At 33.9% G+C, this 14,880-nt stretch carries 14 protein-coding genes; 4 read left to right on the top strand and 10 right to left on the bottom strand.

The features are described from left to right. Positions 1 to 148 precede the first annotated feature (148 nt). Positions 149 to 814: a hypothetical protein gene (locus tag AB1410_04775; GenBank protein MEW6456013.1), complete on the top strand. Its 666-nt coding sequence runs from the start codon at positions 149 to 151 to the stop codon at positions 812 to 814. A gap of 59 nt (positions 815 to 873) precedes the next feature. Here the strand turns inward: AB1410_04775 and AB1410_04780 are convergent, their stop codons facing one another. The 7 genes from AB1410_04780 to AB1410_04810 form a co-directional block, all read right to left on the bottom strand. After that, positions 874 to 1,596: a tetratricopeptide repeat protein gene (locus AB1410_04780; GenBank protein ID MEW6456014.1), complete on the bottom strand. Its 723-nt coding sequence runs from the start codon at positions 1,594 to 1,596 to the stop codon at positions 874 to 876. A 16-nt stretch (positions 1,597 to 1,612) separates the two neighbouring features. Next, positions 1,613 to 2,953 (bottom strand): FHA domain-containing protein, encoded by a 1,341-nt coding sequence (locus AB1410_04785; GenBank protein ID MEW6456015.1) that lies wholly within the window; start codon positions 2,951 to 2,953, stop codon positions 1,613 to 1,615. Between the two features lie 2 nt (positions 2,954 to 2,955). Beyond that, a complete protein-coding gene (locus tag AB1410_04790) occupies positions 2,956 to 4,512 on the bottom strand; it encodes an FHA domain-containing protein (GenBank protein ID MEW6456016.1) in 1,557 nt (518 codons plus the stop codon). Between the two features lie 9 nt (positions 4,513 to 4,521). Further along, positions 4,522 to 5,469: an FHA domain-containing protein gene (locus AB1410_04795; protein ID MEW6456017.1), complete on the bottom strand. Its 948-nt coding sequence runs from the start codon at positions 5,467 to 5,469 to the stop codon at positions 4,522 to 4,524. Positions 5,470 to 5,480: 11 nt separating this feature from the next. Beyond that, on the bottom strand, positions 5,481 to 6,488 hold the full coding sequence (locus AB1410_04800) for a Tad domain-containing protein (protein ID MEW6456018.1): 1,008 nt from the start codon (positions 6,486 to 6,488) through the stop codon (positions 5,481 to 5,483). A gap of 13 nt (positions 6,489 to 6,501) precedes the next feature. Continuing rightward, a complete protein-coding gene (locus AB1410_04805; protein ID MEW6456019.1) occupies positions 6,502 to 6,999 on the bottom strand; it encodes a hypothetical protein in 498 nt (165 codons plus the stop codon). Between the two features lie 164 nt (positions 7,000 to 7,163). Then, the gene (locus AB1410_04810) at positions 7,164 to 7,370 is read right to left on the bottom strand and encodes an archaellin/type IV pilin N-terminal domain-containing protein (protein MEW6456020.1); all 207 of its coding nucleotides are present in this window, start codon (positions 7,368 to 7,370) and stop codon (positions 7,164 to 7,166) included. A gap of 278 nt (positions 7,371 to 7,648) precedes the next feature. Between AB1410_04810 and AB1410_04815 the strand changes: the two genes are divergently transcribed. From AB1410_04815 to AB1410_04825, 3 genes are read left to right on the top strand one after another with little or no spacing between them, the layout of a single operon-like run. Beyond that, positions 7,649 to 7,846: a hypothetical protein gene (locus AB1410_04815; GenBank protein ID MEW6456021.1), complete on the top strand. Its 198-nt coding sequence runs from the start codon at positions 7,649 to 7,651 to the stop codon at positions 7,844 to 7,846. Positions 7,847 to 7,864: 18 nt separating this feature from the next. Beyond that, positions 7,865 to 8,215: a hypothetical protein gene (locus AB1410_04820; protein MEW6456022.1), complete on the top strand. Its 351-nt coding sequence runs from the start codon at positions 7,865 to 7,867 to the stop codon at positions 8,213 to 8,215. 12 nt (positions 8,216 to 8,227) lie between these two features. Continuing rightward, the gene (locus AB1410_04825; protein MEW6456023.1) at positions 8,228 to 8,644 is read left to right on the top strand and encodes a hypothetical protein; all 417 of its coding nucleotides are present in this window, start codon (positions 8,228 to 8,230) and stop codon (positions 8,642 to 8,644) included. A 149-nt stretch (positions 8,645 to 8,793) separates the two neighbouring features. Here AB1410_04825 and AB1410_04830 read toward each other — a convergent pair whose 3' ends face one another. The 3 genes from AB1410_04830 to AB1410_04840 are packed head-to-tail and all read right to left on the bottom strand — an operon-like array spanning position 8,794 to position 14,478. After that, on the bottom strand, positions 8,794 to 10,947 hold the full coding sequence (locus tag AB1410_04830; GenBank protein MEW6456024.1) for a PEGA domain-containing protein: 2,154 nt from the start codon (positions 10,945 to 10,947) through the stop codon (positions 8,794 to 8,796). After that, positions 10,944 to 12,476, bottom strand: coding sequence for an outer membrane protein assembly factor BamD (gene bamD / locus AB1410_04835; GenBank protein ID MEW6456025.1), 1,533 nt, complete (start codon positions 12,474 to 12,476; stop codon positions 10,944 to 10,946). Before bamD ends, AB1410_04830 begins: the two co-directional genes overlap by 4 nt. A 16-nt stretch (positions 12,477 to 12,492) precedes the next feature. Next, the gene (locus tag AB1410_04840) at positions 12,493 to 14,478 is read right to left on the bottom strand and encodes a serine/threonine-protein kinase (GenBank protein MEW6456026.1); all 1,986 of its coding nucleotides are present in this window, start codon (positions 14,476 to 14,478) and stop codon (positions 12,493 to 12,495) included. Between the last annotated feature and the right edge of the window lie 402 nt (positions 14,479 to 14,880).

Consider the following 14,880-nt stretch of genomic DNA (forward strand, 5'->3'; position numbering starts at 1 on the left):
AGGAAAAGAAAGTCATCCTTGACTCAATCCAGCCACTCTGAGGTATAATGAAAATTCAGCGTCACTTCGCTCCGACAGGTGGCCGGTTTCAATCAGAATCAGTGGCCAGATTCATCGGAATATGCAAGTATAGGAGGTTTAAGAAAATATGAAAAAATTGTATCTAATTTCAGCTTTAATAATCTCATTGATAATTCTTTTTATTTATGGAAATGTGTTAAGTTCAGTTTCGGCAAATCTTCTAAAAAAAGAAATGGAAGATAAGGCTCTCCTTGCAGCTCAATATTTAGCTTCAGCCAATAAAAATCCATTGATAAATAAAGACTTTCTGAGCCTTGATACTGAATCAGTTAAAACATATTCATTTGTTAAGGAAGCGTTTGTAATGGATGAGAACTTTCAGACATTAGCTCCAATTTCTAAAAGAGGAGAGACTGACGTCAAGGCAAAAGAAGCGTATGAACAAAAAAAAGAGATAATGCCTAAAGAAAATAATATTTATTCAATCTATATCCCAATTTATAAAGATAGATCTATTTTCATGGGGATAGTAAGACTTGACTATTCTCAGGAACAAATTGTTGCATCAATTTCCAACATCAGCCGCGTGAAATTTTTAATGCTCATATTTTTATTGTTTATATCGATAATTCTTTTTTATTTTGCGTTCCGTTTTGTTACAAAGCCTTTAAAAGATTTAAACAATGAAATTGAACTTGTGTTAAAACAGGAAGGAAAATTTCTTAAGGAAACACCCGACCCTGATTTATCATTTATCTCAATTACAATAAACCGTCTCCTTCGGAAGAGATAAGAGGAATACTCCTTTTTCTCTTGTTATTGACTCCTGTATAAAAATGTCCCATCGTTCCGTCATTCCCGTGAAAACGGGAATCCAGCTCCTTTCCTCTGGATTCCTGCTTTTGCAGGAATGACAAAAACCCTATCAGCATAGGACATTATATTACAGTCTTCAATAAATTGACCCAATCGTTTATTTATCTTTTCTTGCTCTTCAATCCACTTTTTTAATTTAATGGCTCTTTCGTCGTGAGGCGCAAGAGCAATAAATCTTTTAAAATAGTAAATTGCCTGTTCTAAAAGGTTTAAATTCTCAAGACAGAGGATTCCCATGTTGTAGTATGCATCTGCATACTCAGGATTAATCTCAATTACCTTAAGATACATATTTAGCGAATCTTCGTATTTTTTTAAATTTTTGTAAGCAACTCCAAGATTAAGATAAACATTGATATTCTGAGGGGTTAATGCTTTCTGCTTCAAAAGCTCCTCCTCTGCCCTTTCATACCACGCAATCTGTATATAACTGCTTCCAAGAGCCATGTGGATGTTAGGGAAATTTGGATCAATCTGCTCAACTATTTTATATTCTTTGATGGCATTGCTGTATTCGCCCCTGTTGTAATAATCTTCAGCCATCTTGAAATGAACCTGCGCATCCTCTTTCTTAAATCCCAGCTCTTTTGTTGTCTGAACAGCACAACTTAATAACAACAAATTCGTTAAAACAATAAAATTAATAAGAAAAATAACTAAAATGTCCGGCTTAACAAAGCCCTTAAATATTTTCTTCATTTTTTCTCTCGCATTTTTATTCATATTTAGATATTTTTTCCTTTATTTTATTGATTAATTCCACATCTTCTTTTGGAGCTTTCTCCAGTGCTGTCTTCCATTTTTCCAAAGCCTTTGCATAGTTTTTAACGCTCTCATAAAGGATTCCTTCATGATAATATCTTTCAGCCTCTTCCCTCTCCTTGTCGATCCAGGATTTTATCTCTCTTTTAATACCTTCGGCCTCTTTAATAATCTCCTCGAGCTTAAAAATCATATTACTCTTTAATCCTCGATTTCTATCGAGTAATTTCTGAGCCTTGTCTAAAAATTTTTCGACCTCTTTATAAGAAGAAAATACATTCGGGCTCTCTCTCAATTTCTTTATCTTTTCAAACTCATTTTTTAAACTGTAAAAATTCTGTTCAAACATTGAAACGACAACAAACTCTTTTGAATTATCAAAGATTTCTTGAGTCTTTTTCTCGGGCTCTCTCTCCAGAGGAATAGCTTTTATTTCCTGATAATTCTCTATTACTTCCTTATATTTCGTAAAAGCCTCTTTTTTCTTGCCCTCTTTTTCATAGGTTTTTGCTTCCAGGTAGGTCTCTTCAATTTTAGAAAGGATTTCTTGTTTTTTCTTCAGAATTTCTGGTTCTTTCTTTTCGACCTTTTCACCCTGTGTCATTTCAAAATCTTTTATCAATTCTTTATATTTAATTGCTACTTTATTTTCAGGGTTCATTATCAGAGCTTCATCAAAATAAGTTAAAGCCATCTCTAAACTCTCTTTTGCTTCTTCTTCTCTCCCCACATTTCTAAATAATATGGCATTTTCGTAAACTTCTCTTCCCTTCAAGATTATATCTTCAATTGAATTTTCCGTTCTTCGATGGGACACATCTTCTGAAATAACTTTTTCCTTTTCAATTCCTTTCCGGAAACCAACAAAATAGATCAAAAAAAACGCTAAAATTAGACTTAATCCACCGAGAATAAAGGGGATATAACTTCTTCTTTCTCCCGTTTTTATTTCAAGCTCTTTTATCAATTGTTTATCAGATAAAACAACGGTTTTATCTTCCCTTTCTTCTTCCTCCAGAAAAACAATTTTATAATTTCCCAGATAAATTTCATCTCCAGAAGAAATTCGAGAGAGAACTATTCTTTTTTTATTTATAAAAATTCCATTTGAACTTTTTAGATCTTCTATATAATACTTATCTCCCTTTTTAAAAATTTTAGCATGCTTATGAGAAATAGAGCTAACAGGGATGATGATATCATTCTCTTTACCCCTTCCGATAAATATTTCTTGCTTCTCTATCTTGTGAGTTTTAACCGTTTGTTTTTCTTTTTTCTCTAAGATAACAGGCATTATTAACTAAGATTCCCACCCTCTAATTCATTGATTCTTTTTTGTGCTTTTATGTAATATTCCTCATCAGAGTCTAAAATTGTTTCAAGAACTTCTTTATAAAATTTCAATGCTTTTTTTGGCTCTATATCCCTGTATTTTTCGCCTTCTCTGTACAATCTAATTCCCTTTAAAACTCTTTCATTCTTTATCTTTTTTATCTCTTCATATCTTTTCTTTATTATCTCAATAGCATTCCTTGCATCTTTCTCATACGCTGGATAATTTGATATCTCCTTTGAGATTTTTGACCATAAAGATAAAGCCTGATCCCATGCTTCCAACCCTCTAATAAGTCGGTTCCTATCGATGTAGCTGATTCCGATTTTATAATAAGATACAATTTGTTCTGATATCTTTCTCATCTCTTCTGTTTTTCTTTCCCTTTCAATTTTTTCTCTTTCCCTCAATCTGATTTTCTCCTCGATTGATGATTTCAATTGAATGGCTTCGCTATTTTCCGGACTGATGTTCAGCACACTCTCTACAGTTTCCTTTGCTTTCCCATAATTCCCGACTCTAAATTCTTCCCTCGCCCTGGATAAAAGATTATTTACCTTCCCTGAAATATCTGTTTCTATTTTTGCATGAAATTCTTTTACTTTGTTTAGATAATCATTCACCTTGCTCTCAAGGCTAAAAGTCCTCTCATTCAAAGAAGAAAGCCTTTCTTCCTTTTGCTTTTCGTTCTCTAAAGCATCAATTACTTCTTTTTTAAAACCAACTTTCAGCCCATCATACAGGGAATGGACCTGACTGAACTTTTCTCTTGAATCATTAAGAATTTTTTCAATGTAATTCACCATTTCAAGGTTCTCTTTTGTGCTTTCCTGAGTCACCTTATCCATTCTCTGCTCGGCTTCCATGAGAAACTGCTCACCTTCGTTCAAAAGCCCCAACATTTTTTTATTAATTGAAGAATAGTCAGTCCTGTCCATTAAAGAGATTTCGACATTTTGAACTGAACTAATCTCTTCCTTTCTTGATACTTCCTGTTTTTTTCCTGGCAATATTGAAAGTATAAGGATTCCTCCGAATATTACGATTAAAAAAATCAGAGCAATCCTTAACGGACTTCTTTTCTTTTTAAGTTTTTTTATCTCTTTCTCCTCTTTTACTTTTGCGGACAATTCCTGAAAAGTTGGCTTTATTGGCATTTCTCCAAGCGATTCAGCTTGAATATACTGGGTCATATCTGCCATCGTGGGTTCATATTCTTCTTCATGTCTTATATCCTCAAAAATTAAACTTACCTCAGCACCTCCTAAAGATATAACATCTCCAGGAATAAGGATCTTCTCTTTTATTTTCTCATTTTTGTAGAAAGTTCCATTCGCACTTCCAAGGTCATAAATTCGGAATCGAAGTCCCTCCTTTACTATCTTTGCATGCTTTCTCGAAACTGACTTTTCATCAATAACCACATCGTTATCCTCAGCTCTGCCGATAAAAATCTCATCTTTATCGAGGGGATATCTCCCTACTTCACTTTTTCCTATCCTTACAATTATCTCAGCCATTTGCTTACCTCATCTCAATTTTTCTTTTGTTTTCTCTATATTTTTTTGTGCTTCCTTATAATAAACATTCGATGGGTCTTTAACCAAATCGATTACCTTCTGCCATTCATCAATTGCCTTCTGATAAAAGAGGCTTTCATAGTACTGCTGAGCTCTTTTATTTATACTCTCGATTAAGTTTTTTAACTCTGCTTCAGCCCTTTCCAGTTTATCAATACATTCTTTATTAGAAGGATCAATTTTTAAAGCCTCCTTATAAAACTCAGTCGCCTGGGTAAACTCACCCTGATAGAAATTCAAATCTCCACTTTTCATGTATTCCTCAAATTTCAATTTTTCTTCTTCGGTTAATTGCTTCTGAGTTTTCTCCAATTCGACTGAAGGTTTTGTTTCTGAAGATGAGGGAATCGATGTTTTCTCTTCAACCTTAGTTTCCTGGGTTAAGCTCCTTTCCTCTGGCTTCTTTCCCGATGGAAGAATTGCAATTATAATTATTCCTAAAAACAGAACAAGCAACAGCATTAAAATCATCCTGAAAGCAGGAGATTTTTTCTTTTGTGAAGCTTTTTTGTAAGGTATTTCTCTCTTACCTTTTTCAAAAACAACTCCAGAATCTTCCTCAGCTTTTTCTTCAAAGAATTTAAAAAGAGAGGAGCCAATTTTTATAAAATCTCCGTCTTTAAGATACTGGGACTTAATCAACCTATCATTTACATAAACTCCATTCTTTGAACCTAAATCCTCTATTTTGAAACCGGATAAATCCTGTTCGATTCGAGCATGGGATTTTGAAACCAACGGGTCCTCAAGAACAAGGTCATTTTCCCTCTTTCTTCCAACAAATAATCCTCTGGAGTATATATAAACCTTTTCTCCTTTTAATGGACCCTCGATTGATTCCAAGCGGGCTGTAGGTTTTGCCTCAAGATCAAAATCAAATCCTTTCCATTCTCTCATTTTAGTTTCGTTTAATGTTCGTATTTAATTACATTTGAAAACCATGGCCTTGGTTTTAACCTTGAATCGCTTATCTTAACAAGCCATGCCTTGTATAATTTTGAATCTCCTGACATCCAGCCCCCTTTCCATAAATAACCTCTGTATGGTTTAGCAGCAGCAACTGCCCTCATGCCGAGAGGCGCGCCAGGTATTCCAGACAGCCATACACTTTCCATCTTTCTAAACCCAAATTTAAACAACCTGTCTCCGATGAACTCTTCGCTTCGAATAGGTTCTTTACCCTCAACTACAACTGAAAAATAAATAACTGGCACTTTCTTTTTCACTCTAAACATCCTCATGTTACGATAAATAATACCGATATAGCCTTCCTGCTCACCATCCACATACCTCCAACCATAATAATAATTAGTCTGAACAGGCCACAAAGGTAAAAAAATCGGACATGGAATTCCCCAGCATGTTGTCCATCCCCATAAAAACATATATGGAATATTATATTTTTTCCATTCAAACTCTCCCAGTTCAAGAACATTGTTAAGGTGAAAAGCTAAATATCCTGGATTTTCACTGTGAAAATTGAGAAACAAGGCTAAAATTTCAATTCGATAAAAATTAGGTATTAAATTTTCCTGAACGTTCTGAAGCTGTTCTTTCAATATCCACCAAAGCCTCCAGGCAGTGTTATAAGGAGTATTTCCAGACCAGTCATACCATCCAACTCCCCAATCCCACCATACAAGATTCCACATTGCTTTATGATATAAATAAATATACCTATTTATCTCAGCTATTGCATTTAAATATTTTGCCTGGACATATGCTCCTGCCATTGCAAGGCCATCTGCTGCATTCTGGAGCTTCATTTTGTAGAGGGTAATTACAGAGAAGTTTAAAAGCAATGCCACAAAAAGTCCGAGGAAGAAAATAAGGGCAACCATAAAAACAATAATCTGCCCACTCTCATTTCTTAAAAAATTTTTTCTTAAATTCTGTAACACTTTCGTTTTCTCCATATCTTTATCAATATCAATCAGGTTTATTGTCCCCTGTCCAGACTTGATCCGGTGTGGCTCTACCCATCGGCAACTCAGAAACATTTCCTCTTGCCCACTCAGGCGTAGGTGGAACTATAGAAAAAAGACTTCTTATTGTGATATCACTTCCTATTGGCCATGGAAGAGTGCTTCCTGCTGCAAGAGAAATAAATGCAGGCATCCTAAACCTAACCTGAATTCCAATTGTAGAATTTTCCCCTGACTGGGGCTTTCTCAGGGTAATTTGATTGAATATATCTGGTCTTGGAAAACCCCCTGGAAAAGTTCCTAAAAGAACCTGTCTTGCCACGCTATTTACATCTCCTCCAACCAAAGAAGCACGGTTAACTGCAAACGCAGCATAATTCACCCAAATTTGAGAAATACCAAAAAGAACAATCTGAACAAATGCCATCATCAGAACAATCAAAACTAAAAATGTAAATATAATCTCCAGCGAAACCTGCCCCTTCTGCTTTTTTCTTTTCATCCTCATGATTTCTCCTCTTACTTCTACTAACATTTTAAAGTTTTTTAAATCGTAATTCATAGCTCATTATTCATTATTTACGGCCTCCCATTTTCTGCTCACTGTTCACTTTTCACTCTTCACTGTTTATGTCTCACTGTTATCTCTTCATTGTTTACATTTTTTTACTGGTATGTGTTAAAAATTTTGTCGTATAAAGGAGTTAAAATGTATTCAGTTAAAAATTGAGCTAAAGTTCTCCCTCCAAAAATTGGAGAAGGGGTCTGGAACATAATTCTTATAAAAGCAATTGCTGCCAAGGTAATTACCACCATCAAAATCAAAGCTTCTATCGTAGTCTGCCCTTTAGACTTTTTCTCTTTTTTATCCATTTTCTCCTTTCCATTTACCACACCCCTCACCCTTTTGTCAAATAATTAAATTAAAGGGGTCAGATCTTCATTATTCATTATTAAATATTTATTTATCAATATATTATTTTAAATTTTATGTTAAGCTTACGCAGTAGAAGAGGACTAAGTCCCAAATTTAAACTTCACGCAGTTTCATGAGCTTCCATGAATAATGAAGATCTCATCCCTAAATTATTTTTTATTTGATTTTTGAAAAAAAAGTTAATAGAATTAAATAATAGAAAATGATTAATACAATGCTAAATTTACTTAGAAAGAATGAAAAAGGGCAGGCAACGATTGAATATTTGGTGCTTGGTATTCTTGCTATATCGCTTATAGTATTTGTTGTTGGATTGATATGGCCTCAAATCAGAAATAATTTACAAGCAGCTATTTACAATACTATGGATCAACTTTTCTTAGGCATAGAATCTTTTAGAAGTGACGAATAATTAAAAAAGGGTAAGGCTTTGGTATTTTCATTATTTAAAAATTATTTTTCAAATGAATTAAGTATTTTTCAGAAAAAATCAAATTTTCATAAATTTTTCAACACTCTAATTTATAATACGGATAATTTATGGAAAAATTTAATTGCGCAAATCGAGATAGGGGATTTCCGTTTTAGATATTCCAAAGGCAAAAACCTCATCCTGGTTAGAGGACAGACAACCATCGAATATCTCATACTGGCTATATTAATCTTTGCCATATGTGCGGCAATCATGAGTTTACTTTTCAGATGGTTGATCCAGCCAGGTGGATTAACTCAAGCTACATCAAGAGCAGTTGAACAATTTTTTATAGAAAAGCTTTATTGAAAAAATAAAAAAATGTTTAAAAAACTATATTCAATTAAATCAAAGCTCAAAAACAAAGAGAAAGGGCAGATTGGTGCAGTTGAAATTATAATTCTTTTCATATTCTTCTTCCTTTGCATGGCATTGATAATTCAATTAACCGGAATTATAAGTGGAATGCAGTATGCCTGTGTCAGGTCAAGAAATAGAGCCTTGCAGACTGTTCATGATCATGATCCGAAAAAAGACTGGACTCTAGATGCTTTAATAAACCCCACCCAAATTTTTACAGAAGGAAAATTTAAAGGTTACATAGTAAGAGTTCCTGTGATGAGAGCATTTCAGGGAGTCTTTGGTTCAACTTATATTCGGGTTAATGAAAAAATCCCTGGTAAAATCTATGGAGTCTGGGAAGTATGGACAGCAAAAGTTCCTGAAGATGAAGAATAGGATTTAACTTTTTATCAGAATTAATGCCGTTACATTTTAATCCCTAAATGAGGTTAGCTCTCTTTAGATATTTCATCATTGATTAAGTTAGCTCTTATTAGTCTTAGCAGCACTATTAACCAAATATAAAAACCTATTTACTTTAAAATTTATTTTATTTCTTCTAACTCATATAAAATCAAAGGTTCCAATTTGATTTCATCTGAATTAATAAAATATGCATCTTTATCCTTTAAAGCAACCTCAAAGGCATTTCTTGCTTCCTGATTCATTCCCAATCTTTTCAAAGCTATTCCTTTTAAATAATTTATCGTTCCATCATTAATCGTATATTTTTTCCCTGCCTCTAAATCTTTCAGTATCTCCATCGCTTTTCCTGGATTGTTGAAATGGATAAAGCAAATCGCAGAGTAAACAGCATAAACATCTTTTAGTTCAGGGTTACCCCTCGCACCCCATTGAAGATCTGCAAGCATCTTTGAATATAGAATATCTTCTCTGTTGAATGAGAGAAACACTGGTCTTTCTGACAATCTGACATCAACAGTTTTTTGAATACCTTCTCTTTCAAATGAAATTTTAACTGCTTCTTTTTCTGATATTGATATATAATTCTTAAACTCTTTAGAATCTTTAACTTTTTTATCATCCACTGATACAATACAATCAAAGATCCTAATCCCTGCTTTATCTGCAGGGCTATCTTTTTCAATTGTAAGAACAACAGGGCCATTCGGGTTCAAACCATCAATAAGGTCAAAGCCAGTATATCGGGAAAAAACTTCTGCTGGTTTATCAATTTTCTTCCAGAATTCGTCTTCCCTTATGTTCAAATAAAGATTGATGTCTTTTTTATCAAATTCTTTCTGATAAGAAGTAAAAAGGCCTATTTTTGCATTTTTCTGTGGTTCTTTGCCAGGTAAATATCCGATCACAAGCAAATCAAAATTGTATTTGGTTCGGAGTTTTCCGATAAAATTTATATAATCTCTTTCACTAATTTTATCCAAAAATTCCCATAAGTTATCGAAAGAGGTTCCATTATCCCTTAAAAATCCTTCAGCCTCATCCTTATTAATGAATTTTAAATTATAATTTTCAATCCCTGAAAATATTGAGAAAAGCCCTTTCTCAAAATCTTTCTCCACGTTTAAAAACTTTCCCGGATTGCTGATTCCCAAATATAATAAAGAGGGGATTGGTTTTGCCTTAAATTTAAACACATCTCCTTTTTTAACTTCTATTTTTTTTATCCATTCTCCCTTCTGGCCAAAATCAACCCGTATTTCTTTTGTTCCAGAGCAGATTTCAATCTTTTTTGGCAACTGCCCTGAAAATTCATTGTTGATAAAAAGATTTCCTGAAATTTCGGATTCGATATTCAGTTCTCCAACTCCTTTATCTAACTCTATTGTTTCAAAAATTAAGGGCGGATTTTCTCCCTCAAGTAAATTAATCGTAACCTTGGCTTCAAAAGGTTCATAACAATCTTTTCTATATTTTAATCTATGTTCTCCTATCTCCAGGTACTTAATTTCCAGAACTCCTGTTTCACTGTCGATTGAAATTCCAGAATTTTTTATCTTATCCAGAAGGACAGGGGACGCGGTGAGAGAAGCCTTTCCAGCAAATATATCATCTATGTAAATCTCCACATCATCAGGTTTTGTAAGTATTATACAATTTCTTGAATTCTGCTTGAGAATTAGATTCCTTTGAACTGGAGAAGAAGGTGAAATGTAAACCACTTCTTCATATGGAAAATATCCTTCACTTTTCACTGTGATTTTATAAGAACCTTCAAAAAGCTCTCTTCCGACAAGAGGAGTTACATCAAAGAGTTTGTCGTTCACAAAAACCTGGCATCCTTCAGGCTGAGTTTTTATCGTGAGCACTCCCATGTGGCTGTCTTTGATGTTGAAGAAAAGGTCTGCAAATGATTTCGAAACTTTTGAGATATCAATCGTATAATTGGGGTTTATTTTCAACAATTCAATAAAATCCTCCTCGACCTTTGAGTTCTGTCCAAGATTGAAATTTGACCTTGCTCTGTATTCAAGGGACTTTTCATAAATTATCTTTAAATCCGAAGGAAGCCCCTGGGTCTTCTCTAACATCCTGCATGCCTCGATTGCATTTGAAAAATAATTGATTGCCACAAGGTCGTTCAATTTATTGAATTCTTCCAATCCCAGATCATAATTTTTAAGGATTTCTTCTTTGTTTATCTGAGCTTCCTGGGAAAAATTATTCAGACAGATTAATACAATCAAAATGAATGTAATTGCAAATATTTTCCTCATTGAAACCTCAAAACATCTCTTAAATCTTCATCATATATATAAAGATTGTTTAAATTATCCATTGCTATGGCTTTTGGTTTTTGAAAATTATAGTTAGATACATTTGTGCTGTCCAGAATTCCTAAATTAAATCCTTCGTTCGTATAAACGGATACCTTTTTTAACTCATCATCAAGAACATACACATTTCCAATCAAATCAAGTGTTAAATCTACCGGACTCTTCAGGATGTTTTTCAATGAAACCCTCATCAATTTTTCTTCTCTTGCGTTAAATATTTCAAAAAAATTATCCTTTGAATTCAAAAAATAATAATTTCCATACGAATCTATCTCCATATCCGAGGGAATGTAATTAATCTTGTTTGAAAAATAACCTTCAAATTTTAAATCTCTTCCAAACTTCTGAAGGGTATCTTCATTTTTATCTCCGATGAATATCTCTCCAATGCTATTAACTAAAATTTTTTGGATGTTTTTTAAAACTTCAATTTTAGTACCTACTTTCTTTTCCAGGGTCATGTACCTCCCTCCCACCCTTACTTGATTACCTTCAGCTGTATAAATTATTCCTTGCGGACTTACAAAAAGGTAATTGGGTTTTTTAATTGTTACTGTGGAAAAAGTGTTGTTAAGGGTATTCCAGATCGCAACTCTATCTTCTTTTTCATCAAGAATGTAAACATTGCTCCTTCCATCACATCGAAGGTTATAACACCTTCTTATTCCTTTCTCTATTTTTTTCCTTAAAGTAAAATCGGAATCTCTTTTATACACAGGTTTTTCTCTATTCTGCAATCGATAAATTTTGAAAGCGAGTTTCAATGCACTCGATGACTTTGGTAAATACTCTGACTCCTCCCTGATTGAAAGAGCTTTTCCGAATGATTTCATCGCCTCTAAAAAATTCCCTGATTTTATGTAGGATAACCCTATATAGTAATATGACTTTGAGATTAACCTTTTATCATCAGAAAGGAGAATTATTTTTGAAAACGCTCCTATTGCTTTCGGATATTCCTTCTGTAAAAAATAAATCAATCCTTTTCCAAAATAACCTTCAAAATAATTGGAATAATTCTGATAGATGTTCAATATCCGTTCAAAATTGGCAAAAGCCTCGTTGATGTTGAATGTTTCAAATCGAGGGTCGAGTTTCATCAAGCCAAGCTTGAAATATGCAATTGGAGCACTGTTTGAACCAACATAATTTTGAACTATCCTTGTGTAATAATCTCTTGCATTTTCTATACCCCCTTTATCCACAGAAAAATTTATATCATCATATGGATAATAAATGTTTCCGATTTGCATCAGAGCATCATCAGCTATTTCTGAATTAGGGTAGGACTTTGAGATTTTAACAAAATCCCCTAAAGCTTCCTCAGTTTTTCCATCCTTCAAAAGCTTAAGGGCATTCTGATAAATCTTAAGCACCATCGTCTCATCCTCCTGCGCCAAACCCAAAAAACCACACAAAAAAAGAATAAAAAATGCAAACAAAATGGGGTCAGGTCTCATTTTTTGCATTTTTTCCACCTTTACTTTATATGGTATCTGCCATAATAGTTACCCGTTCGGTTTTGCCAGCTCTTATTCTAAATATTTTCTCTTTTGTCTGAGAACTCTCAGGCCAGGTGCATTTTAAAACATGGTCTCCAACTGCTATTTCAATGTATCTTTCAGCTCCTCTTTTTAATAAAAAATCATCGATGAGAATTTTTGCATTCTCAGGTCTTACAAGAAGCTCTAAAAACCCTGTTTGGGGCTTCTCATAATTCCACTTAACTGGAGAATCCTTACTCTCTATATCCACATCAAAAGAATATTTATAATAGATACTTTCATCAATTATTCTAACATTATGAGTTCCAAGGCTGAGCTGAGATTCTCTGTTCAATGGAAATAATTTATCATCAACATAAACTTTAATTGAAAATCGAGATTCAATCATTAATCTTCCCAATTCCTGAATCGGAATTAAACTCACATGAAAAACATCCTTATCTCTTGATGTAAACGATACATTTAATTTTGAATATGTATTAAAATTTTCCTTCTCCACCCTGATTTTATAATTTTCACAGAGCGTAAAGCTGAGCCTTGCAGGGGTTAGCGATGTTTCCAATCTATCGTTTACATAAATCTTCGCTCCAGGAGGTGTTGAACTTACTAAAATTTCTTTATTTGAAACATTCTGCGGGATTTGATACTCATTCTTCAACTCAGCAGGATCAATCTTTATTTCCCCTTCTTTACATTTTGATACTGCTTTGACTATATGAACGTTTTTATCATTCCCACTAATCTTTAATATATTTCCTTCAATTTGCTTTCCATCGATAAAAATCAAAGAATCTGAATCATCTGGAATTAACTTTACTTCTCTGAAACTAACCGGGGAAATTCCTTCTTTCACCATAGGCTTCTGTTTTAAATTATCCATATCACCTCTGATTTTTTCAGCTTTTTCTTTTTGGGTGATTACCGTTCCTCGAGCTTGCTCTTTTTCCTCGCCAGGGAAAAATTTATTCTTATTTATAACAAGATATGTTCCTGAACCAATTAGAACGAATAAAAAAAGGAAAATCAAAACCCTTACGACATTGACCTTTCTTTTCTCCTCTGGCTCTTCAAGTAAAAAAGTCTTTTCTTGCCGGGGAATTTCTCTTTCGTATAAATATGTTGTTTCTCCTCCGATTTTGAGCATTTTCTTTGCATTTTGAAGAGCACGCCTTAATTCTGCTGCGGAACTAAATCTATCATCCGGGTTTTTCCTGATTGCCTTCATAACTATTTCAGCCAGGGGTTTAGGAATATCTTTTCTTATCTGGTCTGGAAATGGCGGGTCTGTGTTTAGAATTTTAAATATTACCTGTGAAATCGACTCTCCCTCAAAAGGAGATTTCCCTGTCAGAAGTTGATACATCACAATTCCAAGACTGAAAATGTCTGTTCTACCATCCATCTTTTCGCCCTTAATCTGCTCAGGAGACATGTATTTAGGAGAGCCAAATATTTTCCCTGATTTTTCAAGGCTTGTGGATATATCCTTTGCCAAGCCAAAATCAGCTATCTTCAAGACGTTATCATCTGTAACCATCATATTTGCAGGCTTTATATCTCGATGAATGATGTTATTTTTATGCGCAAACTCCAGGGCATTACACGCCTGTATCATGAAATTTATTACTTCTCCCTGCTCAAGCCTTTCTTTTTCGTCGATGTATTCCTTCAGAGTTTTCCCTTTGATGTACTCCATCGCGATGTATGGCATATCTTTCAACTCGCCAGCTTCAAATATTGTAACTATGTTTGGATGAATTAAATTTCCTGCTGCTCTTGCTTCTCTGAAAAATTTTGATTTGAATAGCTCCCACTCCTCTCTTTCCATTTCTTTTTCAATGTTAATAGTCTTTATAGCAACAAGCCTTTCGATATGAGGATCTTTTGCAAGGTAAACGAGCCCCATCCCGCCTTTCCCGAGAACTTTCAGAACATCAAATTTCCCGATTTTCTTCTCTGAACTCATTCCTCTTTCCTTAATATTATCTCCCTTTAAGGTTAAATTAACAGATCAGGAATTTCAAGTCAAATTAAACTAAAAGTCCAACCCTCCCCTTCGCTCAGAAGTTCTCTCTCATTATATTTTTCGAGTGAGCAGGAAGGGTGGCGGAAATTTCGGGGTCAGGTCTCAACATTTGACATTTCTGCATTAATCTTGTCTTAATTTCATTAAGGTCGATACGTGGATTTAAGGTCTCTATAGTTACTTTTTTTATTTTTCATTATTTCTGTACTTTTTACATATTTAATTCTTCTCAAGGTTTTCTCTTTCCTTTTTCCCCTTGAAGTTCCATTAGAAAATCCATTCTCAAAGGATAATCTTAAATGTCTTGTCGTTGGAAGGAAGATTGGAAAGACTAATGAAAAA

The organism is Acidobacteriota bacterium, assembly GCA_040756905.1.
Taxonomy (GTDB): Bacteria; Acidobacteriota; Aminicenantia; order JBFLYD01; family JBFLYD01; genus JBFLYD01.